Raw genomic sequence first — 21,588 nt, 5'->3', positions numbered from 1 at the left:
GGATGACGGACGGGCTGTGGCAATCCTCTATTGCGGTGCAAAAAAATGCACTAAAACGTAATATTTCTCAATTGTTTCCATGGCAAAAGCGATCGAGGATATTGCCGGGATCAGCGAATCGGCAAGTGACAACTGTGCATCGCCGCCACGCCATTTTGCAATCAATTGGCATGGCGGATTTTTGACTCTGCTTCGTTATGGTTTCATTCAGCCGGTCAGGACGCCATGGCCGCGTCGATCAGGGCCTTCGCCTCCGGTCCTTCCCAGTCCATCGCGCCGATCACCCGCACCATTTCCTTCCCCTGTCGATCGTAGATGACGGTGGTGGGCAGCAGGCCGGTGGCATAGTGGAAGCCCAGCTGGTTTTCCGGGTCTGCCCAGCCCTTTAAATGCGGAAGGTCATGTTTGGCGAAAAAGGGCTTGGCCGCCTTCAGTCCCTGATTGTCCTGCGAGATGGTAAGGACGGCGAGGCCCTTGGGACCGTATGTCGCCGCGATCCGGTCGAGCGTGGGCATTTCCGCGATGCAGGGCGCGCACCAGGTCGCCCAGAGATTGACGAGGATCGGCTTGCCGGCGAAATCCTGTAGCGTCCTTTCGCCGCCGTCCGGATTCTGGAAGGCGAAGTCGGGGGCGGGGGCGCCCGCCTTGCTGCGGTCGAGCCGATAGTCGAAGGCGCCCTCCTTCTTCGTCGCGCCGCCTGTCGCCTCTCCCGACGTGGCGGGAACCTCACCGGGGAGGGCGGCATTGGCTTGCTCCTTCGGCGGCGATTGCCTATCGCAAGCCGCCAGAGCGGCAGGCAGGAGCAGTATCATTAGCGCGCGGAATGACGATATCACGGAAGCAGGCTCCAACAGCATGTGGGGCGGCCGGTTCGCCGCCGGCCCGGCATCGATCATGCGTGAGATAAATGCCTCCATCCCCTTCGACAAGCGATTGTGGAAACAGGATATCGCCGGGTCCAAGGCGCATGTCGCGATGCTCGCCACACAGGGCATCGTTGCGCAGGCCGATGCGGACGCGATTGCAGCGGGACTCGACACCATCGCCGCCGAATATGAAGCGAACGGCGTGCCGGTCAATCTGGACCTGGAAGACATCCATATGGTCACCGAGTCGCGGCTGGCCGACCTGATCGGTCCGGTCGCGGGGCGGCTGCATACGGCGCGCAGCCGCAACGACCAGGTGGCGACCGATTTCCGCCTGTGGGTGCGCGACGCGATCGACGAGGTCGAGGCGGGCTTGCTCGGCCTCCAGCGCGCGCTGGTGGCGCGGGCGGAGGAGCAGGCCGACGCGGTGATGCCGGGCTTCACCCATTTGCAATCGGCGCAGCCGGTGACGCTGGGGCATCATCTGATGGCCTATTATGAGATGGTGCGGCGCGACCGCAGCCGCTTCGCCGACGCGCGCGCGCGGCTGAACGAATGTCCGCTGGGCGCGGCGGCGCTGGCGGGCACCGGCTTTCCGACCGATCGTTATGCGACGGCGACGGCGCTGGGTTTCGCCAAGCCGACCGACAACAGCCTGGACAGCGTATCCGACCGCGACTTCGCGCTCGACTATCTGATGGCGGCGACGCAGGCGTCGCTGCACCTGTCGCGGCTGGCCGAGGAGTTCATCATCTGGGCAAGCCAGCCCTTCGGCTTCGTGAAATTGCCCGACGCCTATTCGACCGGCAGTTCGATCATGCCGCAGAAGCGCAACCCCGACGCGGCCGAACTGGTGCGCGGTCATGCCGGGCGAATCATGGGATGCATGACCGCTTTGTGCGTGACGATGAAGGGGCTGCCGCTCGCCTATTCGAAGGATATGCAGGACGACAAGCCGCCGGTGTTCGAGGCGCATGACCTGCTGGCGCTGTCGATCGCGGCGATGACCGGCATGGTCGGGACGGTGACGTTCCGCACCGACCGGATGCGCGGGCTGGCCGAAAGCGGCTTTGCGACCGCGACGGACCTGGCCGACTGGCTGGTGCGTGAAGGGGGCATCCCGTTCCGCGAGGCGCATCATATCACCGGGCGCGCGGTCGCGGCGGCGGAAAGCGCGGGCGTGCCGATGGATCAGTTGCCGATCGCGACGCTCAAAGACATTGATGCGCGGATCGACGAGCGGGTCTATGCGGTGTTGACGGTCGATGCGTCGGTCGCCAGCCGCCAGAGCCATGGCGGCACCGCGCCGTCGCAGGTAAGGGCGCGGATCGCCGAAGCCAAAGAGGTGCTGGGATGATGAAGACACGGACGCTGGCTGGCCTGTCCATGATCGCGCTGGTGCTGGCCGGGTGCGGAGGGCGGCAGCCGTTGAAACCCGTCACCGGGCAGAATGTGGCCGCCGTGCCGGTGGGAGCGGCGACGGCGCCGACATCGACGGAGTTGATGACGCCATCCATCCAGGCGCGGCCGCAGCGCAATGTGGAATTGCTGACGCAATCGCGGCAGCGGGCCGACGATCCGTTCGACCTGCCGCCCGAAAAGCGGCCGCAATAAGCTTTTAAGGACGCAAAGTTGGACCATTTTGACTATGTGAACGGCGCCATGCAGGTGGAGCAGGTGCCGCTGGACGTGATCGCCGATGCGGTCGGCACGCCCGTCTATGTCTATTCCACCGCGACGCTGGAGCGCCATGTCAGCGTGTTCCGCGAAGGGCTGAACGCGCTCGACAACCCGCTGATCGCCTTTGCGGTGAAGGCCAATCCCAATGCGGCCGTGCTGGCGACGCTGGCGACGCTGGGGCTGGGCGCGGATGTGGTGTCGGGCGGCGAGTTGCTGCGCGCGATCGCGGCGGGCATCCCGGCCGACCGCATCGTCTTTTCCGGCGTCGGCAAGACCGCGCAGGAAATGCGGCTGGCGCTGGAAAAGGGCATCTACCAGTTCAATCTGGAAAGCGAACCGGAAGCCGAGATGCTGTCGGAGGTCGCGCTGTCGATGGGGACGCGCGCGGCCGTAGCCTATCGCATCAATCCCGATGTGGACGCGGGCACCCATGCCAAGATTTCGACCGGAAAATCCGAAAACAAGTTCGGTATTCCCTATGACCGGGCGATTGAATCCTATGCGGCGGCGCGTGATCTGCCCGGCCTGGATGTGCAGGGCGTGGCCGTGCATATCGGTAGCCAGTTGACCGACCTGGCCCCGCTGGAGGCGGCCTTCACCAAGGTTGGCGCGCTGATCGAGAAGCTGCGGGCGGCGGGACATGACATTCGCACCGCCGATCTGGGCGGGGGACTGGGCGTACCCTATGATCCGTCCCAGCCTTTGCCGCCCAGCCCCGCCGCCTATGGCGCGATGGTGTGCCGGGTGACGCAGGGCTGGCCGGTGCGGCTGATGTTCGAGCCGGGCCGGGTGATCGTGGGCAATGCGGGAGCGTTGCTGTCGCGCGTGGTGCGGGTGAAGCAGGGCGCGCAGGCGCCGTTCGTGATCGTCGATGCGGCGATGAACGACCTGATGCGGCCGAGCCTGTATGACGCCTGGCATGATATCCGCGCGGTGAAGCCGGTGGGTGCGCGCGAAACCGCCAATGTGGTGGGGCCGGTGTGCGAGACGGGCGATACCTTCGCCATGCATCGGGACATGGATGTGGTGCAGGCGGGCGACCTGGTCGCGTTCATGACCGCGGGCGCCTATGGCGCGACGATGGCGGGCACCTATAACAGCCGTCCGCTAACGCCCGAAGTGCTGGTGTCGGGCGACCAATGGGCGGTGGTGCGCGCGCGGCCGCCGATCGAGGCGCTGATCGAAGCGGATATCATCCCGAACTGGGTCGGCAACTGATGCAGAGCCTGCCCGTCTTTCTGCGGCTGACGGGCGGGCCAGTGATCCTGACGGGCGAGGGCGAAGCGGCGGACGCCAAGCGCCGGCTGCTGGAGCGGGCGGGCGCGATCGTCGTCGGCGAGGATAATGTAGCGGCGCGGATCGCGATCGTGGCGGATGGCGACGGGGCGACCGTGGCGCGGCTGCGGGCGCGGGGCGTGCTGGTCAATGCGACCGACATGCCGGAGCTGTGCGATTTCACCCTGCCCGCGATCGTGGATCGCGATCCGGTGTTGATCGCGATCGGCACGGGCGGGGCGTCGGCGGGGCTGGCCAAGGCGTTGCGGCAACGGCTGGAGGCGATGCTGCCGGCGCGGCTGGGCGACCTGGCGACGGCGCTGTTTGCTGGGCGGGCGGCGATCCGGGCGCGCTGGCCGGACGCGGGTGCGCGGCGGCGGGCGATCGATGCGGGGCTGGTCCCTGACGGGCCGATCGATCCGCTGCGCGACGGGGCGGCCGATGGCGTGCCGGGCTGGCTGGCGGCGGAGGGTGCCGAAACGCCATCGCGGCTGGAGGTGATCCGGCTGCTGTCGGGCGATCCCGACGAGCTGACATTGCGGTCGGCGCGGCTGTTGGGGGAAGCCGACCGGGTCTATCATCAACCGGCGGTGGCGGCGGCGATATTGGACCGGGCGCGGGCGGATGCGGCGCGGATCATGGCCGATGCGCCGCCGGCCGATCCTGGGGATGGCCTGTCATTGTGGCTGGAGATGGATCAGCCCTGAGCGGCGTGGAGGCGCTCGACCTCGTCATGCAGCGCCTGGATCGACGAGACGAGGCGGGCGCGGTCGATCTGCATTTCGCGCAGCGCTTCGCGGGTTTCGCCCAGTTCCACCGCGCGGCGGGCGATGCGGGCGTCGAGGTCGGCATTATGGCGGGTGAGCGCGCCGACCTGTTCCGCGCGCTGGCACAGATGGCGCAGGCGGGCGTCGAGCACATCGAAATCGAAGGGTTTGACGACATGGTCGTCGGCTCCGGCGGCCAGCGCCTCCACCGTGGACTGGCTGTCGAGCCGCCCGGCGATCATGACGAAACAGGCGTTGCCGGCCAGATTGGCGGCGCGTATCTTTTGCATCGTGGCGACGGCAGGCAGCATCGTCAGGCCCATGTCGATCAGGATGATGTCGACCGGCCGAGTGACAAGCAGATTAAGCGCGATGAAGCCGTTTTCGGCCAGCGCCACGTCATAATTGAGATGCGACAGGCGGCGGGCGACGACGGCGCGCGCGGTGGGATTTTCATCGACCAACAGCAGACGCAGGCGGCGCAGGGATCGCGCGGTTTCGGGCGCGCCCTCCAGTTCGCCATGGCGGATACGGTTGCGCTTGAAGATCGGCATGTCGTCCCACTTTTCCCGATTCTGGCCTGACGGAAGGATAAGAAGCGCCGCCGAAGAAATGGTTAACGTGCCGATATGCGATCAATGCGATGGCATCAGGCCGGGGGGGGCGGCTAGGGCGCATAGGCGCGCAGGAAGATATCAACGGCGAAGGTCGCGTCGGCGGCGATTTCATTGGGGGCGGGACGGTCGATCCGGCCGATCAGCATTTGTTGGTGGCAGCCGGACAGCGATAGCGACAGCAGCGCGCGTGCGGCGTCGACCGGATCGGCCGGTCGCAACTGTCCACGCATCATCGCGCCATGCAGGAAATCGGCCAGCAAAAGGCGGGTATTTTGCGGCGCAAGGTCGAAGAAAATCTGGCTGAGTTCCGGGAAACGCCGTCCCTGGGCGACGATCAGTCGATGCAGGGCGCTACCGTCGGGCGAGGTCACTTTTTCGATCAGGCTGCGGCAGGCGCGCTGCAAAGTCAGTTCCAACGCCTCATCGACGTTCAGAATCTGCGATAACTGGGCCTGATAGGCCTTGGCCGCGCGTTCGACCACGGCGGCGAACAAGGCTTCCTTCGAGGGGAAATGACTCCACAAAGTGCCCTTCGACCCGCCCAGTTCCGCCGCAATGCCCGACATGGTGGTGCCTGCGAAGCCATGTTCGAGGAAATAGGTCTGCGCCACCGTTAGGATCGCATCGCGTCGATCCTGGCGGCGGGCCTCCCTTCGCGAGGGAATCGGGGGCGTGTCAGGCGCTGTCATAAAATCGTACCATAGAGTACGCTATTTCGGTTGACAAGGCTTTGCAGGGGCGGCAATGGCAATTTTCATACTAGGTGGTACGGTTTGATATGTCCGTGAGTCGCATTGCCCTGGCCGCCAGAACGGGCGGCATGGCCTCTTCCATCCTGCTGCTGGCCGCCTGCGCCGCAGTCCCCGATCTGGGCGCGAAACCTGAGTTGCGCACGCCCGCCACCATCGCGGCGGACCGCAGTCTGGCGGCTGCGCCCTTGGCCTGGCCGGGTGATGGCTGGTGGAGCGCCTATGGCGATCCGCAGCTTGACGCGCTGATCGCCGAAGGACTGCGCGCATCGCCCGACGTCGCCGCCGCCAGCGCCCGTTTCCGCAAGGCGGCGGGCATGGCGCAGCAGGCGGGCGCGGCGTTGCTGCCGTCGGTCGACCTGGATGCGAGCGGCGGCGCGACCAAGCAAAGCTATAATATGGGACTGCCCCAGAATTTCGTGCCGCAAGGTTGGCTGGGCACCGGGCGCGTGGCGCTGGACATGGGCTTCGATCTCGACCTGTGGGGCCGAAACAAGGCGGCGCTGGCGGCCGCCACGTCCGAAACGCGCGCGGCGCGGATCGACGCGCAGCAGGCGCGGCTGGCGCTGACGACGGGTATCGCCGACGCCTATGCCGACCTGGCGCGGCTGCATGACGAGGCGGATATCGCGCAGCGCACGCTCGACATTCGGATGGCGAGCCAGAAGCTGGTGGCGGACCGGCGCGACAATGGACTGGAAACGCGCGGCAGCGTGCGGCAGGCGGACGCCACCGTATCGTCCGCCCGCGCGCAGCTGGCCGCCGCGACCATGGCGATCGAATTGCGCCAGCATCAGATCGCCGCGCTGATCGGCGCCGGACCGGACCGGGGGCTTTCGATTGGCCGGCCCAAGATCGGCGCGCTGGCGCCGCTGGGCCTGCCCGCCGACGTCACCACCAATCTGGTCGCCCGCCGTCCCGACATCGCCGCCGCGCTGGCGCGCGCGCAAGCGGCGGCCAAGCGGATCAAGGTGGCCCATGCCGACTTCTTTCCGGCGCTGCGGCTGAGCGCCCTGATCGGTGTCCAATCGCTGGGCTATGATACGGTCTTCAGCGGCACGTCGGCCACGGGCACGCCCAAGCCGTTCATCAACAGCCTGTTCGACAAGGGATCGCTGTTCGGCACCGTCGGCCCGGCGATCAGCCTGCCGATTTTTCATGGCGGGGCGTTGCAGGGCCAGTATCGCGGCGCGCGCGCCACCTATGACGAGGCGGTGGCGTCCTATGACAAGACCGTGCTGGCCGCCTATCAAGAGGTCGCCGACGCCGTCACCATGCGCAAGACGCTGGACCAGCGGCTGGTTGACGCCCGCGCGGCGGTGGCGGCGTCGGAGGACGCCTATGGCATCGCCCAGAAACGCTACAAAGGCGGCCTGTCCACCTATCTCGACGTGCTGAATGTCGAGGACCAGCTGCTTGGCGCGCGCCAGTCCCTTGCGGGGCTGGAGGCCAGCGCCTTCTCCACCGATATCGCCCTCATCCGTGCGCTGGGCGGCGGTTTCGCCGCCAGCGACTTCCAGTCCAAGGACCAACCCCATGGCTGACGCCAATCCGCAAGCTTCCGCGCCCGACAGCGATGATATGCAGCAGGAAGGCCGCCAATCGGCGCGCAAGACCTGGCTGATCCGGCTGGCCCTGGTCGTCATCGTCGGCGGGCTGTTGTGGGGCGCCTGGTACCTGCTGATCGGTCGCACGCATGTCAGCACCGACAATGCCTATGTGAACGCCGAAATGGCGCAAGTGACGCCGCTTATGTCGGCGCAGGCGATCGACGTGCTGGTCAGCGATACCCAGCAGGTCAAGCGCGGCGACATATTGGTGAAGCTGGACCCGACCGATGCGCAGATCGCGGTGGCGCAGGCGGAGGCCGACCTGGCCGAAGCCAAGCGGCGGTTCCGCCAGACCGCGGCGACCAGCACGTCGCTGGCGGCGCAAGTGGATGCGCGCGGAGCGGATATCGTGCAGGCGCGCGCCCAGTTGGCGAGCGCGCAGGCCGATTTCGACAAGGCGCGGATCGACCTGCGACGGCGCGAGGCGTTGGTGAGCGATGGCGCGGTGTCGGGTGACGAAGTGACGAGCGCGCGCAAGGCTTATGCCGCCGCTCGCGCGGCATTGGAGTTGGCCCGCGCGGGAGTGCAGACCGCACAGGCGACGCGCAGCGCGGCCAGCGGGCAATTGGCGGCCAACGATGCGCTGGTGCGCGGATCGACGGTCGATACCGACCCGGCGGTGATGGCGGCGCAGGCCAAGCTGGATTCGGCGAAGCTGAACCTGGACCGGGCGATCATCCGCGCGCCGATCGACGGCGTCGTCACCAAGCGGCAGGTGCAGGTGGGACAGCGCGTGGCGCAGGGCAGCCCGATCATGAGCATCGTGCCGCTCGCCCAGGTCTATGTCGACGCCAATTTCAAGGAGCGGCAGCTGCGCGGCGTGACCGTCGGGATGCCGGCCAGGGTGACGTCGGACCTGTATGGCGGCGACGTCGTCTATCATGGCAAGGTCGTCGGCTTTTCCGGCGGCACGGGCGCGTCCATGTCGCTGATCCCGGCGCAGAACGCGACGGGCAACTGGATCAAGGTGGTGCAGCGCCTGCCGCTGCGCATCGCGCTCGACCCCAAGGAACTGGCGGCGCATCCGTTGCGCGTGGGCCTGTCCATGGATGTCGAGATCGACCTGTCCGAAAAGTAACACCAAAGGAATGTCCGGGCGATGAGCAGCGACGACGATATCTTCTCGCGACTCTCGCCGCGCAGCCGGACGCTGGCCGGGCTGGTGCTGGCGATGAGCAATCTGATGGTCGTGCTCGACTTGACGATCGCCAATGTTTCCGTGCCGCATATCGCGGGGAATCTGGGCATTTCGCCGGATCAGGGCACCTGGATCATCACATCCTATGCGGTTGCGGAGGCGATCTGCGTACCTCTGACCGGATGGCTGGCGCAGCGTTTCGGCGTGGTGCGCATGTTCACCATGGCGATGATCGGCTTTGGCCTGTTTTCCGTCCTGTGCGGCCTGTCATCGACGCTCGGCATGTTGGTCGCCTGCCGCATTGGACAGGGCATTTGCGGCGGGCCGATCATGCCGATGTCGCAGACGCTGCTGATGCGCATTTTTCCGCCGGAAATGCGCGGGAGAGCGATGGGCATGTGGGCGATGACCACGCTGATGGGACCGGCGTTGGGACCGATCGTGGGCGGTTATATCAGCGACAATTGGAGCTGGCACTGGATCTTCTTCATCAACCTGCCGATCGCGGTATTGTGCATTTTCGCGGCGCAGGCGCTGCTGAAGCCGGTGGAGACGGAGACGGCCAATGTGCCGATCGACAAGATGGGCCTGTTCCTGCTGGTGTTCTGGATCGGCTGTTTGCAGATCATGCTGGACATCGGCCGCGACCATGACTGGTTCGCCGATCCGATAATCGTGGCGCTGGCGCTGTTGGCGGTCATCGGCTTCGTCGCCTTCGTCATATGGGAGTTGACCGAGGAGCATCCGGTGGTCGATCTGCGGGTATTCCGGCATGTCGGCTTCAGTTCCGGCCTGTTCACCATGGCGCTATGCTTTGGCGCCTATTTCGCGAGCATCGTCGTCATTCCGCAATGGTTGCAGATGTCGATGGGCTATACCGCGACCCTGGCGGGCATCGTTACCGCGATGACGGCGATGGCGGCGTTGTTCACAGCGCCGATTGCGGGATATATGATATCGCGGGTCGATGTGCGGTTGATGATTTCGGGCGCGGTCGCCTGGATCGGCATCATGTCGCTGGTGCGCGCCCATTGGACCAGCGGCGTCGATTTCGGCACGATGATCATTCCGCAGTTCGTCCAGGGCTTCGCTCTGCCCTTTTTCTTCATTCCACTGACCACGCTGACGCTGGGTTCGGTGCTGCCCAGCGAAACCGCATCCGCCGCGGGTTTGCAGAATTTCGTGCGCACCATGGCGACGGCGATCGCGACGTCGCTGGTTCTGACCAGTTGGGGCGACAGCCAGCGCGTGTCGCGCAACGATATGGCCGACGTCCTGCAACCCGAACAGACGCAATCCCTGCTGTCCAGCCTGGGCTTTTCCTCCGAACAGGCGCGCCAGACCATTTCCAACCTGGTCGAGCAGGAGGCGATCGTCATGGCGGTCGATCATGTTTTCTTCATGTCGGCTATGATCCTGTTCGCAGCGGCGGTGATCGTGTGGATCGCGCCCAAGCCGCGGGGCAATGTGGATACGTCCGCCGCACACTAAGCGTCAGGATGGCCGCAGCGCGATCCGCCGCCCGATTGACGCGGCGCAGCATCGCGGCCAGTGAAGGGGCGAAAAGAGGCAAGGGTAGATGCGAATCGTCATCATCGATGACAGCGGGCTGCGCGCGACCGTCCTGGAGGAGGGACTGCGCGAGGCGGGTTATGACGATATCCATATCGTCCCCCCGCGCGGCGCGTTCGTCGCGCGACTGGAGCGGATGGCGCCCGATGTCGTGCTGATGGACCTGGGCAGCCCCAGCCGCGACACGCTGGAGGAAATGCTGACCGTCAGCCGCGCGCTCGCCCGGCCGATCGCGATGTTCGTGGACCAGTCGGACGAGGCGATGATCGGCGCGGCGATCGATGCGGGCGTGTCCGCCTATGTCGTGGATGGACTACGCAAGGAGCGGGTGAAGCCGGTGCTGGAACTGGCGGTGCGGCGCTTCAACGCCTTCGCCAAGATCCAGGGCGAACTGGACGAGGCGCGCACCGCGCTGTCCGAACGCAAGATCATCGACCGGGCCAAGTCGATCCTGATGAACCAGCGATCGCTGAGCGAGCAGGACGCCTATGCGCTGTTGCGGTCCGCGGCGATGAACCAGGGCAAGAAGATCGTGGAGGTGGCGCAGGCGCTGATCACCGCGAGCGAGCTGTTGGGCGGAGGGGGATTATGACGACGGACCTGAAAATCGCCTTTCTGCCGTTGACCGACGCCGCCGTGCTGGTGGCCGCGTGCGAGCAGGGCTTTGCGGAAGAAGAGGGGATCGCGCTGGAGCTGGTGCGATCGACCAGCTGGGCGACGCTGCGCGACCGGCTGGTCTATGGCCAGGTCCATGCCGCGCAGATGCTCGCGCCGCTGGCCGTGGCGGTGACGCTGGGCCTGAGCCAGCAGCCCGCCGCGCTGGCCGCGCCCTACAAGCTGAACGTCAACGGCAATATGCTGGTGATGGCCCGCGATTTCGCCGCCGCGCTGGAGCCGGACGTGGCGCGGCGGGTCGCCGATCCGCTGGGCACCGCGCATGATTTCGCCGCGGCGATCGGCCTGTGGCGGCGCAAGCCGATGATCGGTGTCGTGCATCGCTTTTCCAGCCATAGCCTGATGCTGCGTTACTGGCTGGCGAGCGCGGGGATCGACCCCGACAAAGATGTGGTGTTGCGCGTGCTGCCGCCGTCGCTGACGGTGGAGGCGATGCGCGCGGGCGAGATTGACGGCTTCATCGCGGGCGAACCCTGGGGCAGCGCCGCGGTGGAGGCGGGGCTGGCCGAGACGGTGGCGGTGGGCGAGCGCATCTGGCGGCGCGGCGTGGAGAAGGTTCTGGCCTTCCGCGAGCCGTGGCTGGAGGAGAATCCCGACATCGTCGACCGGCTGCTGCGCGCACTGGCGCGGGCGGCGGCCTGGTGCGACGATAGCGGCAATCATGCCACGTTGGCGGAACTGCTGGCGCGGCCGCGCTATGTCGATCAGCCGGCGGACCTGATCGCGCGGGCGCTTTCCGGGCAGATGGTGGCGCGGGCGGGCGAAGCACCGGTGGCCAATTCCGACTTCATGCTGTTCAGCCGGGAAGCCACGCCCTTTCCCTGGCGCAGCCAGGCGTTGTGGATCTATTCGCAGCTGGTGCGGTGGAACATGGTCGAGCACGACGCCGCTGCGGCGGCCAAGGCGGGCGCGGTGTTCCGGCCGGACGTCTATCGCCGGGCGCTGGCCAACAGCGACGTTGCCATGCCGGGCGCCAGCATGAAACTGGAAGGCGCGGTCGACCTGCCGCTTGCGGTGGGATCGCGCCGGGGCGAATTGACGCTGGGGCCGGACCGATTCTTCGACGGGCGGGTGTTCGACCCGGAGAAGATCGAGGATTATCTGGCGGGATTTGCGCCGGGGCGATGAGGCGGGCGGATCGCGCAAAATCGATCCGGCAAAAAATAATCCGGTCGGGCTGCCCCTGTCGAATCCTACACTTTCTCTTTATAAGACAAGAAGAAAGAGCGACCCTTCCACAGGCTCAGGGCGAACGGCAATAGGGGGGCGGTTCGTCCTCCCATTTTGTGCCTTGCAACATGATGCGAATCGCGAGATACCATAAGGGTCGCACGACGAAGTGCGCTGACAAGGATGCGCCGTCCCAAGGGTGGGATCGCCATCCTCATCCATATTCGCAGCAAAGCCGCTGACCGGATTTACCGCCAAGGTAACGTCCGGCCTGCGGCTTTTTTCGTGTCCATTTCCGTTTATTGGGGGACGTAGCATGGCAACCGCTTATTGGGATCGTGATGGAGAGGCCGCACCGGCCGCACCCGCGACAAGTTTCTGGAAGGCCGGCCACACGCCGACCTTGATCGCCGCATTCCTGTATTTCGACCTCGCCTTCATGGTGTGGGTGTTGTTGGGGCCGCTTGCGCCCATGATTTCCAAGACGCTGATGCTGACCCCGGCCGAAAAGGGCCTGATGGTCGCGGTGCCGACGCTGGCCGGCGCGCTGCTGCGCGTGGTCAACGGCCTGCTGGTCGATCGGATAGGCCCGAAACTGTCGGGCGCGATCAGCCAGATCATTGTGATCCTTGGCTTGTTCACCGCCTGGATGATGGGCGTGAACAGCTTTGGCGGCACATTGGCGCTGGGCGTCATCCTGGGCTTTGCGGGCGCGAGTTTCGCGATCGCGCTGCCGCTGGCGAGCCGCTGGTATCCGCCGGAGCATCAGGGCAAGGCCATGGGCCTGGCTGGCATGGGCAATTCGGGCACGGTGCTGGCGTCGCTGTTCGCGCCGATGCTGGCCAAGATTTTCGGCTGGAACGCGGTGCTGGGCCTGGCCTGCATTCCGCTGACGATCGTGTTCGTGGCCTATATGCTGATGGCGAAGGACGCGCCCAACGCGCCCCCGGCCAAGAAGCTGGTCGACTATTTCGAGCCATTGAAGCAGGCTGACGCCTGGTGGCTGATGGGCTTTTATTCGGTGACGTTCGGCGGTTTCGTCGGCCTGGCCGCGAGCCTGCCGATCTACTTCACCGACCAGTTCGGCCTGACCCCGATCATCGCGGGCTATTGCACCGCGGGATGCGTGTTCGCCGGATCGCTGGTGCGGCCGATGGGCGGCGCGCTGGCCGACAAGATCGGCGGCGTGAAGACGCTGACCATGGTGTTGATCGTCGCGGCGCTGGCGCTGGCCGGGGTGGCCTTTGCCACCACATTGGTTGGCGCGCTGGGCCTGTTCGTCCTCGCCATGCTGGCGCTGGGCACCGGCAACGGATCGGTCTTCCAGCTAGTGCCGCAGCGGTTCCAGGCGGAAATCGGCGTGATGACCGGCCTGGTCGGCATGGCCGGCGGTATCGGCGGCTTCTACCTCGCCAGTTCGCTGGGGATCGCCAAGCAGTTCACCGGCAGCTTCGCATCGGGCTTTCTGATCTTCGCCGGGCTGGCGGTGGTGGCCTTGCTGGGCCTGATGCTGGTCAAGGCCAAGTGGCGCGCGACCTGGACCACGGGCGCCCGCATCTAAAAGAGTAGGAGAGGCGGCGGCCCATCGTCAAGCATCGCGCGGAAAAGTGGGACCCGGTTTTCCGCACCAGCGATGCGACGATGAAAGGCTGCCGCCCCAAAGTTAACATCGTTCGGGCCGAGCGAAGTCGAAGTCTCTCACTGAGCGCAGCGAAGCAGCTTCGCCTCCGCTCAGCAGAGCCCTTCGACATCGCTCGGGCGAACGGGATTAGATCCGTATCTTCGTCCGAGGGGGGACGATTTCCCATGAAAAAGATCATCGCATCGGCGGCCGTGCTGGCCGTCGCAGGGCCAACTTACGCCCAAGAGATTAGTTTGAAACCCGTCGCCGAAGCGCGGTTGCGCTATGAGCATGTCGATCAGGATGGCCTGCCACAAGACGCCGACGCCCTGACCATGCGCGCCCGCGCCGGGTTGATCGCCACTAGCGGCGCGCTGTCCGCGAGCGTTGTGGGGCAGGGGACGCTGGCGCTCATCGACCGCTATTATGACGGGGTGAATGGCGCGGCGACCCGGCCGATAGTGGCCGATCCGGAGAATATCGCGCTCTATATCGCGCAGTTGCAGTACAAGACCAAGGCGGTGACGCTGACTGGCGGACGACAGAAGATCGCATTGGATGACGAACGGTTCGTGGGCAATGTCGCCTTTCGCGACAATGCGCAGACGTTCGACGCGGTGCGCGCCGAATGGGCGCCGGCCAAGGGGTTGAAGCTGGACGTCGCCTATGCGTGGAGCGTGCGCACGATATGGGGTTTCCAGGGCAAGGGCGCGCGGCAGCAGGCGGTGCGCGGGGACAATATCCTGGCCAACCTGTCCTATGTAACGCCCGTCGGCACGCTGACCGGCTTTGGCTATATGGTGGATCAGGATGAAGCCGCGATGCAGGGGTTTCGCATGTCCAGTCAGACCTATGGCGTGCGGCTGGCGGGATCGCGGCCGCTCTCCAAGGTCGCCAAGCTGAGCTATCAGTTCAGTTATGCGCGCCAGTCCGACCATCATCGCAATCCCAACAATTATAGCGCGGATTACTGGCTGGCGGACGCCACGCTCGACGTCAGGGGATGGAAGCTGAACGCTGGTTATGAAGTGCTGGGCGCCAGCAGCGGGGCGGCTTTGACCAGTTTCCAGACGCCGCTGGGCACCAATTTCAAATTCCAGGGCTGGGCCGACAAGTTCCTGGTCACGCCCGCCAATGGCGTGCGCGACCTGTATGTCGGTGGCGGCTATGGCTGGAAACAGGTGGGGCCGATGACGGGCGTGGCGCTGGCGGCGACATGGCACCGGTTCGACAGCGACCGGCTGGACCTGCATTATGGCAATGAGTGGAACCTCATCGCATCCGCGAAGGTGAAGAAGACCGCTTTGTCGGTCCGCTATGCCCATTATGACGCGAAGGCGATGGCGACGGACACCGACAAGCTGTGGTTGCAGGCCGATTGGGCCATCTGATTGAAAATCCATGAGAGGAATCGCTTGAGTGATCGAGCGATTCCCCATATGCTGCACTGCAAGGGACAAGGATGTCCTTCTCACATAGCTGCGGCGGTCCAGAGACGGATCGACAAGGCCCATATGATGGCAAAGCCGCCATCCTGACTTTCGGTTCTTACCGGGGGTCAGGATGGCGGCTTTTTGTTTTTTCTGGAGCGACGGGGATGGAATTTCAGATCGAGACGCAGGCCGCAATGGCGCCGGTGGCGGGCGGCGATGACCAGATGCTGGTGCCGATGGACGATGTGCGCGAACATCTGGTCGTGGTCGGCAACGGCATGGCCGGGTGCCGCGCGGTCGAAGAACTGCTGGCGCGGGACGGCGCGCGCTATCGCGTCACCATCTTCGGCGCAGAGCCTTATGTGAATTATAATCGCATCATGCTGTCGCCCGTGCTGGCGGGCGAGAAGACGTTTGACGACATCGTCATCAACGATCGCGCCTGGTATGACGATAACGGCATCGCGCTGATCGCGGGCGATCCGGTGACGGCGATCGACCGGGCGACCAAGAGCGTGACCGCGCAAAGCGGCCGGACGGTGCATTATGACAAGCTGTTGATCGCGACCGGTTCCGATCCGTTCATCATCCCGGTGCCGGGCAAGGATCTGCCAGGCGTCATCAGCTTCCGCGACATGAAGGACGTCGACACCATGGTCGCAGCCGCCGGGAAGGGCGGGAACGCGGTGGTGATCGGCGGCGGGTTGCTGGGGCTGGAGGCGGCGCATGGCCTGACGCTGCGCGGGATGAAGGTGACGGTCATCCACCTGATGGACACGCTGATGGAGCGACAGTTGGATGAAGCGGCCGGCTGGCTGCTCAAGAGCGCGCTGGAAGGGCGGGGCCAGACCATCCTGACCGGGGCCAATACCGCCGAAATTTATGGTGAAGGCAAGGTCGAGGGCGTCCGGTTGAAGGATGGCCGCGAAATTCCCGCCAGTCTGGTCGTCATGGCGGTGGGCATCCGTCCCGCGACCGCGCTGGCGCGCGAAGCGGGGCTGGAGGTCAATCGCGGCATCAAGGTCGATGACCATATGGTCACCAGCGATGCGGACGTGCTGGCGGTTGGCGAGTGCGTCGAGCATGACGGCAATGTCTATGGCCTGGTCGCGCCGCTGTGGGACATGTGCCGCAGCCTGGCCGACGGGCTGACCGACCAGCATACAGGCTATAAGGGTTCGGTCACATCGACCAAGCTGAAGGTCGCGGGGCTGGATGTCTTTTCCGCCGGTGATTTTGCGGGCGGCGAGGGGTGCGAGGATATCGTCCTGCGCGATGCATCGCGCGGGGTGTATAAGCGGGTCGTGGTGAAGGATGACAAGGTCATCGGCGCGGTCCTCTATGGCGATACGGCCGATGGCGGCTGGTATTTCGACCTGCTGAAGCGCGGCGAAAATGTCGCCGAGATGCGCGACCTGCTGATCTTCGGTCAGGCTTTCGCCCAGGGAGGGGGCGCGCTGGACCCTAAGTCGGCCGTTGCGGCGCTCTCGGACGATGCCGAGATTTGCGGCTGCAACGGCGTTTCCAAGGGCCAGGTCGTCGCCTGCATCGAACAGGGCGCATGCAGCCTGGACGCGGTGCGGACGGGGTGCAAGGCGTCGGCGAGCTGCGGCAGTTGCACCGGCTTGGTCGAAAATCTGCTGGCGGTGGTGCTGGGCGATGACGTCCAGTCCGGCCCCAAGACGATGTGCAAATGCACCAGCTTTGGTCATGATGATGTGCGGCGGGAGATCGTGGCGCAGGATATGCGGTCGATCCCCGAAGTGATGCAGAAACTGCATTGGTCCACGCCCGACGGCTGTTCGTCCTGTCGCCCGGCGCTGAATTACTATCTGCTTTGCGCGTTGCCGGGCGTCTATGTCGACGACCAGCAGAGCCGCTTCGTCAATGAGCGGATGCACGCCAATATCCAGAAGGACGGCACCTATTCGGTCGTGCCGCGCATGTGGGGCGGCCTGACCAACCCACGCGAATTGCGCGCGATCGCCGATGTGGTCGAGAAATATGACGCGCCGATGGTCAAGGTCACTGGCGGGCAGCGGCTCGACATATTCGGGATCAAGAAGGAGGATTTGCCCGCCGTCTGGGCGGACCTGAACGCGGCGGGGATGGTGTCGGGCCATGCCTATGGCAAGTCGCTGCGCACGGTGAAGACCTGCGTGGGGAGCGAATGGTGTCGTTTCGGCACGCAGGATTCGACCGGCCTTGGCGTCAAGACCGAGCGGATGACCTGGGGGTCGTGGATGCCGCACAAGTTCAAGATCGCGGTGTCGGGCTGCCCCCGCAATTGCGCGGAAGCCACGATCAAGGATTTCGGCATCGTGTGCGTGGACAGCGGCTATGAGCTGCATGTCGGCGGCAATGGCGGCATCCATGTCCGCGTCACCGACCTGCTGTGCAAGGTGCCGACCGAGCAGGAGGCGCTCGATTATTGCGCCGCCTTCACCCAGCTTTACCGCGAAGAGGCCCGCTATCTGGAGCGGACCGCGCCGTGGATCGAGCGGGTCGGCGTGGAGTATGTCAAGCAGCGGATCGTGGAGGATGAAGCCGGTCGCGAGGCGCTGCGCGCGCGGTTCCTGTTTTCGCAGCAGTTCATGCAGGATGATCCCTGGGCGCAGCGCGCCGCGGGCGCCAATAGCGACCTGCACCAGCATCTCGACCCCATCTCCATCGCGGCGGAGTGAATCATATGACGGATTGGATCGACATCGGCACCCTGGCCGACATTCCCCAGCGCGGCGCGCGGACGGTGCAGATCGGCGGCGAAAAGGAGATCGCGGTGTTTCGCACCGGCGACGACCAGGTGTTCGCGCTGGTCAATGAATGTCCGCACAAAAAGGGGCCACTGAGCCAGGGCATCGTCCATGGCCATAGCGTCGCCTGCCCGCTGCATAACTGGAATATCGCGCTCCAGACCGGCGAGGCGCAGGGCGCGGACGAGGGCTGCACGCCGACCATCGCGGTCAAGGAAGAAGGCGGGCGGATATGGATCGCGCGGCCTGTCGCGATGCAGGCGGCGGCCTGATGGCGGAGCCGATCCGCACCACCTGCGCCTATTGCGGTGTCGGCTGCGGCATATCGGCCATGCCGACCGGGCCGCGATCGGTCGTCATCAACGGGGATGCGGCGCATCCGGCCAATGCCGGGCGGCTCTGCTCCAAGGGCACGCATCTGGGCGAGACGGTGGGGCTGACCGGGCGCCTGCTGCATCCAATGGTGGGCAGCAGGCGGGCGAGTTGGGACAAGGCGCTGGACCTGGTCGCGAAGAAGTTTCGCGAGACGATCGCGCGGCATGGGCCGGACAGCGTCGCCTTCTATGTCTCCGGCCAATTGCTGACCGAGGATTATTATGTCGCCAACAAGCTGATGAAAGGCTTCATCGGTTCGGCCAACATCGACACCAACAGCCGCCTTTGCATGTCGAGCGCGGTGGCGGGGCATAACCGGGCATTTGGCGAAGACATCGTGCCCGCCAGCTATGACGATCTGGACGAAGCCGATCTGATCGTGCTGGTCGGGTCCAACACCGCCTGGTGCCATCCGATCGTGTATCAGCGCATCCAGGCGGCGCGCGCGGCGCGTGGCGCGAAGCTGGTCGTGATCGATCCGCGACGCACCGAAACCTGCGAGGACGCGGACCTGCATCTGGCGGTGAAGCCGGGCGCCGACGTCGCGCTGATGAACGGCCTGCTCGCCTGGTGCGTGGCCGAGGGGATGACCGATCCGGCGTTTCTGGGCGATAGCGTGACCGCGCCCGACGGCTTCTGGGATCATATCGGCACCGGCCACGACCTGTGGACGACGGCGAAAACCTGCGACATTGCGCCCGCGCTGCTGGAGCAGTTTTTCCGGCTGTTCGCCGCGACGCCCCGCACGGTCACCCTGTTCAGCCAGGGCATCAACCAGTCGATCCGTGGCACCGACCAGGTCAATGCGATCATCAACGTCCATCTGGCCACTGGCCGCATCGGCAAGCCGGGCGCAGCGCCCTTCTCCATCACCGGCCAGCCCAACGCCATGGGTGGGCGCGAGGTCGGCGGGCTGGCGTCCACATTGGCGGCGCATATGGATTTCGCGGCCGACAATGTCGCGCGCGTCGGCCGTTTTTGGGCCGCGCCGACGATGGCGACCAAGCCGGGGTTGAAGGCGGTGGACCTGTTCCGCGCTATCGGCGAAGGGCGGATCAAGGCGCTGTGGGTGATGGCGACCAACCCCGCCGTGTCGCTGCCCGATGCGGGGCGCGTGCGTGAGGCGCTGGAAACATGCCCCTTCGTCGTGGTGTCGGACATCATCGCCGATACCGACACCAGCGTTCATGCCGACGTCCGCCTGCCCGCCGCCGGATGGGGGGAGAAGGACGGCACCGTCACCAACAGTGACCGCACGATCAGCCGCCAGCGGCCCTTCCTGACATTGCCGGGCGAGGCGCAGCCGGACTGGTGGATTGTGACGCAGGTTGCGCGGCGCATGGGGTGGCGCAATGCCTTCGCCTATGACCGGCCCGCCGATATCTGGCGCGAACATGCGCGGTTGACCGCCTATCAGAATGACGGGGCACGGCTGTTGAACCTGCGGGCGTGGGCGACGATCGGCAATGACGCCTATGACGCGATGGAGCCGTTCCGCTGGGGCGACACGCCCTTTGCCGACGGGCGTTTTCCGACCCCCGACGGCAAGGCGCGGCTGGTGCTGACAAAGCAGATGGAGGTGCAAGCGCCGCTCAAAGACTGGCCGATGACGCTGAACACCGGCCGCTATCGCGACCAGTGGCATACGATGACGCGCACCGGCCTGGCGCCCAAGCTGGCGCGGCATCGCGAGGAGCCGCTGGTCGAGATCCATCCGCGCGATGCACAGGCGTTGGGGATAGGCGATCGCGATCTGGCGCAGGTGCAGACGGCGCAGGGGAGCAGCCTGTTTCGCGTGATGTTGAGCCAAGGACAGCGGGTCGGCGAGATTTTCACGCCGATCCATTGGACCGACCAGGTGTCGAGCGGCGGGCGCACCGGCCTTTTGCCCCGGCCGCTGGTCGATCCCCATTCGGGTCAGCCGGGTTTCAAATCGACGCCGGCCAGCGTCGAGCGGGTCGCGACCGAATGGAAAGGCTTCCTGATCCTGCGGGGCCAGGAGCCAGTGAAGCTACCCTGCCTTTGGTCCACCAAGATCAGCGTGCCGGGCGGCGCGCTCTACGAAGTAGCGGGCAATGGCGATGCCGCGCGGTTGGAAGCGTGCCTGCCCAAGGGTGAGCGGGTCGAGGCGATCGACCAGACGCGGGGCACGCGGCGGGTGGCCATCATCCGTGAAGGCAAGCTGGCGGGCGTGCTGTTCATCACCCGCACCGGCCTGCTGCCGTCGCGCGACTGGCTGATCGGGCAATTGTCGGTCGAGGGTGTGGGCGCATCGGTGTTGGCCGCGCGCGGGCCGGGCAGCCAGCCGGACAAGGGCGCGACCATCTGCGTCTGTTTCGACATCGGCCTGAACCAGATCGTCGCGGCGATCCGCGAGCAGCAGTTGTTGGATGTGCCGGCCATCGGCAAGGCGATCGGCGCGGGCACCAATTGCGGGTCGTGCCGGCCCGCGCTCGCCAATCTATTGAAAGAGACCCGTCAGGAGACGCTTCATGCAGCCGAATGAGATGATTGCGCCCGGTGAGGTGTGGCTGGTCGGCGCGGGGCCGGGCGACCCGGACCTGCTGACCCGCAAGGCGGAGAAGCTGATCGCAGCGGCCGATATCGTGTTTTACGATGCGCTGGTGGGGCCGGGCGTCCTGGACCTGATCCCGCAAGGCGTGGAGCAGGTGAGCGTGGGCAAGCGGTCCGGCCGGCATAGCAAGCAGCAGGGCAGCATCAACGACCTGTTGCTGGTGGCGGCGCAGGCGGGCCGGCGGGTGGTGCGGTTGAAGGGCGGCGATCCGTCGGTATTCGGCCGGTCGGCCGAGGAGATGGCGCATTTGGGCGCGGCGGGGGTGCGTTTCCATATCTGCCCCGGCATCACCACGGCGAGCGCGGCGGCGGCGAGCGGGAGTGCGTCATTGACCTTGCGGGGCGTGGCGCGGGGGCTGACTTTGGTGACGGCGCATCTCAAGGCGGGCGAGCCGCTGAAGCTGGACTGGGAAGCGCTGGCGCGGCCGGGCGGGACGCTGGGCATCTATATGGGGCGTGCGGCGGCGGGCGAGATTGGCCGGTCGCTGATCGCGGCGGGGCGCAACCCGGAGACGCCGGTGATGGTGGCGGTCAATGTGTCGCTGCCCAGCGAGCGGCTGATCCGGGGGAAGCTGTCGGCGCTGGCGTTTCTGGTGCAGACGATCAGCGATGACGATCCGACCTTGCTGCTGATCGGCGAGGCGGTGGCGGGGACGCCGGTGGTTGCGGATATGGCGGTGGGTGAGGTGCTGGCGGTCTGAAATTGCGGGAAC

General features: G+C 65.8%; 18 protein-coding genes. 15 read left to right on the top strand and 3 right to left on the bottom strand.

Annotated features, from left to right (window positions below; all coding sequences use genetic code 11):
- Positions 1–215: 215 nt before the first annotated feature.
- Positions 216–812, bottom strand: coding sequence for a TlpA family protein disulfide reductase (locus V473_RS12890; protein ID WP_066604692.1), 597 nt, complete (start codon positions 810–812; stop codon positions 216–218).
- A 43-nt stretch (positions 813–855) separates the two neighbouring features.
- Between V473_RS12890 and argH the strand changes: the two genes are divergently transcribed.
- Genes argH through V473_RS12870 form a run of 4 tightly spaced genes read left to right on the top strand, consistent with a single transcriptional unit; the run spans position 856 to position 4,528 of the window.
- Positions 856–2,223 carry an argininosuccinate lyase gene (gene argH / locus V473_RS12885; protein WP_066604684.1) on the top strand — a complete coding sequence of 456 codons (1,368 nt, stop codon included), beginning with the start codon at positions 856–858 and terminating at the stop codon, positions 2,221–2,223.
- On the top strand, positions 2,223–2,480 hold the full coding sequence (locus tag V473_RS12880; protein WP_066604682.1) for an argininosuccinate lyase: 258 nt from the start codon (positions 2,223–2,225) through the stop codon (positions 2,478–2,480). Before argH ends, V473_RS12880 begins: the two co-directional genes overlap by 1 nt.
- An 18-nt stretch (positions 2,481–2,498) precedes the next feature.
- Positions 2,499–3,764: a diaminopimelate decarboxylase gene (gene lysA / locus V473_RS12875; protein ID WP_066604679.1), complete on the top strand. Its 1,266-nt coding sequence runs from the start codon at positions 2,499–2,501 to the stop codon at positions 3,762–3,764.
- On the top strand, positions 3,764–4,528 hold the full coding sequence (locus tag V473_RS12870; protein WP_066604678.1) for a precorrin-2 dehydrogenase/sirohydrochlorin ferrochelatase family protein: 765 nt from the start codon (positions 3,764–3,766) through the stop codon (positions 4,526–4,528). Before lysA ends, V473_RS12870 begins: the two co-directional genes overlap by 1 nt.
- Here the strand turns inward: V473_RS12870 and V473_RS12865 are convergent.
- Together V473_RS12865 and V473_RS12860 are read right to left on the bottom strand one after the other, a co-directional pair.
- Positions 4,519–5,142, bottom strand: coding sequence for a response regulator transcription factor (locus V473_RS12865; protein WP_066604675.1), 624 nt, complete (start codon positions 5,140–5,142; stop codon positions 4,519–4,521). The genes V473_RS12870 and V473_RS12865 overlap by 10 nt on opposite strands.
- A 113-nt stretch (positions 5,143–5,255) precedes the next feature.
- Positions 5,256–5,894 (bottom strand): TetR/AcrR family transcriptional regulator, encoded by a 639-nt coding sequence (locus tag V473_RS12860; RefSeq protein WP_066604672.1) that lies wholly within the window; start codon positions 5,892–5,894, stop codon positions 5,256–5,258.
- Between the two features lie 89 nt (positions 5,895–5,983).
- Here V473_RS12860 and V473_RS12855 point away from each other — a divergent pair, with 89 nt between their 5' ends.
- The 11 genes from V473_RS12855 (at position 5,984) to cobA (ending at position 21,576) form a co-directional block, all read left to right on the top strand.
- Positions 5,984–7,498 (top strand): efflux transporter outer membrane subunit, encoded by a 1,515-nt coding sequence (locus V473_RS12855; RefSeq protein ID WP_066604670.1) that lies wholly within the window; start codon positions 5,984–5,986, stop codon positions 7,496–7,498.
- Positions 7,491–8,642: an EmrA/EmrK family multidrug efflux transporter periplasmic adaptor subunit gene (locus tag V473_RS12850; protein ID WP_066604664.1), complete on the top strand. Its 1,152-nt coding sequence runs from the start codon at positions 7,491–7,493 to the stop codon at positions 8,640–8,642. Before V473_RS12855 ends, V473_RS12850 begins: the two co-directional genes overlap by 8 nt.
- 21 nt (positions 8,643–8,663) lie before the next feature.
- Positions 8,664–10,193, top strand: a complete 1,530-nt coding sequence (locus V473_RS12845; RefSeq protein WP_066604662.1) for a DHA2 family efflux MFS transporter permease subunit — start codon at positions 8,664–8,666, stop codon at positions 10,191–10,193.
- A gap of 88 nt (positions 10,194–10,281) precedes the next feature.
- Positions 10,282–10,866, top strand: a complete 585-nt coding sequence (locus tag V473_RS12840) for an ANTAR domain-containing response regulator (RefSeq protein WP_066604659.1) — start codon at positions 10,282–10,284, stop codon at positions 10,864–10,866.
- Positions 10,863–12,077, top strand: coding sequence for a CmpA/NrtA family ABC transporter substrate-binding protein (locus V473_RS12835; RefSeq protein ID WP_066604655.1), 1,215 nt, complete (start codon positions 10,863–10,865; stop codon positions 12,075–12,077). Before V473_RS12840 ends, V473_RS12835 begins: the two co-directional genes overlap by 4 nt.
- Positions 12,078–12,435: 358 nt before the next feature.
- Positions 12,436–13,680 (top strand): nitrate/nitrite transporter, encoded by a 1,245-nt coding sequence (locus V473_RS12830; RefSeq protein WP_066604652.1) that lies wholly within the window; start codon positions 12,436–12,438, stop codon positions 13,678–13,680.
- A gap of 245 nt (positions 13,681–13,925) precedes the next feature.
- Entirely contained in the window at positions 13,926–15,131 is a 1,206-nt protein-coding gene (locus V473_RS12825) for a hypothetical protein (RefSeq protein WP_066604650.1), read from the top strand.
- 236 nt (positions 15,132–15,367) lie between these two features.
- Positions 15,368–17,857 (top strand): nitrite reductase large subunit NirB, encoded by a 2,490-nt coding sequence (gene nirB, locus V473_RS12820; RefSeq protein ID WP_148648394.1) that lies wholly within the window; start codon positions 15,368–15,370, stop codon positions 17,855–17,857.
- Positions 17,858–17,862: 5 nt separating this feature from the next.
- Entirely contained in the window at positions 17,863–18,198 is a 336-nt protein-coding gene (nirD, locus tag V473_RS12815) for a nitrite reductase small subunit NirD (RefSeq protein ID WP_066604648.1), read from the top strand.
- Entirely contained in the window at positions 18,198–20,807 is a 2,610-nt protein-coding gene (locus V473_RS12810) for a nitrate reductase (protein ID WP_066605683.1), read from the top strand. The genes nirD and V473_RS12810 overlap by 1 nt, the downstream gene beginning before the upstream one ends.
- The gene (cobA, locus tag V473_RS12805) at positions 20,794–21,576 is read left to right on the top strand and encodes a uroporphyrinogen-III C-methyltransferase (RefSeq protein WP_066604645.1); all 783 of its coding nucleotides are present in this window, start codon (positions 20,794–20,796) and stop codon (positions 21,574–21,576) included. The genes V473_RS12810 and cobA overlap by 14 nt, the downstream gene beginning before the upstream one ends.
- Positions 21,577–21,588: the final 12 nt, after the last annotated feature.

The organism is Sphingobium cupriresistens LL01 (genome assembly GCF_001046645.1).
Taxonomy (GTDB): domain Bacteria; phylum Pseudomonadota; class Alphaproteobacteria; order Sphingomonadales; family Sphingomonadaceae; genus Sphingobium; species Sphingobium cupriresistens.
This window is presented reverse-complemented; position numbering and strand designations above follow the sequence as displayed.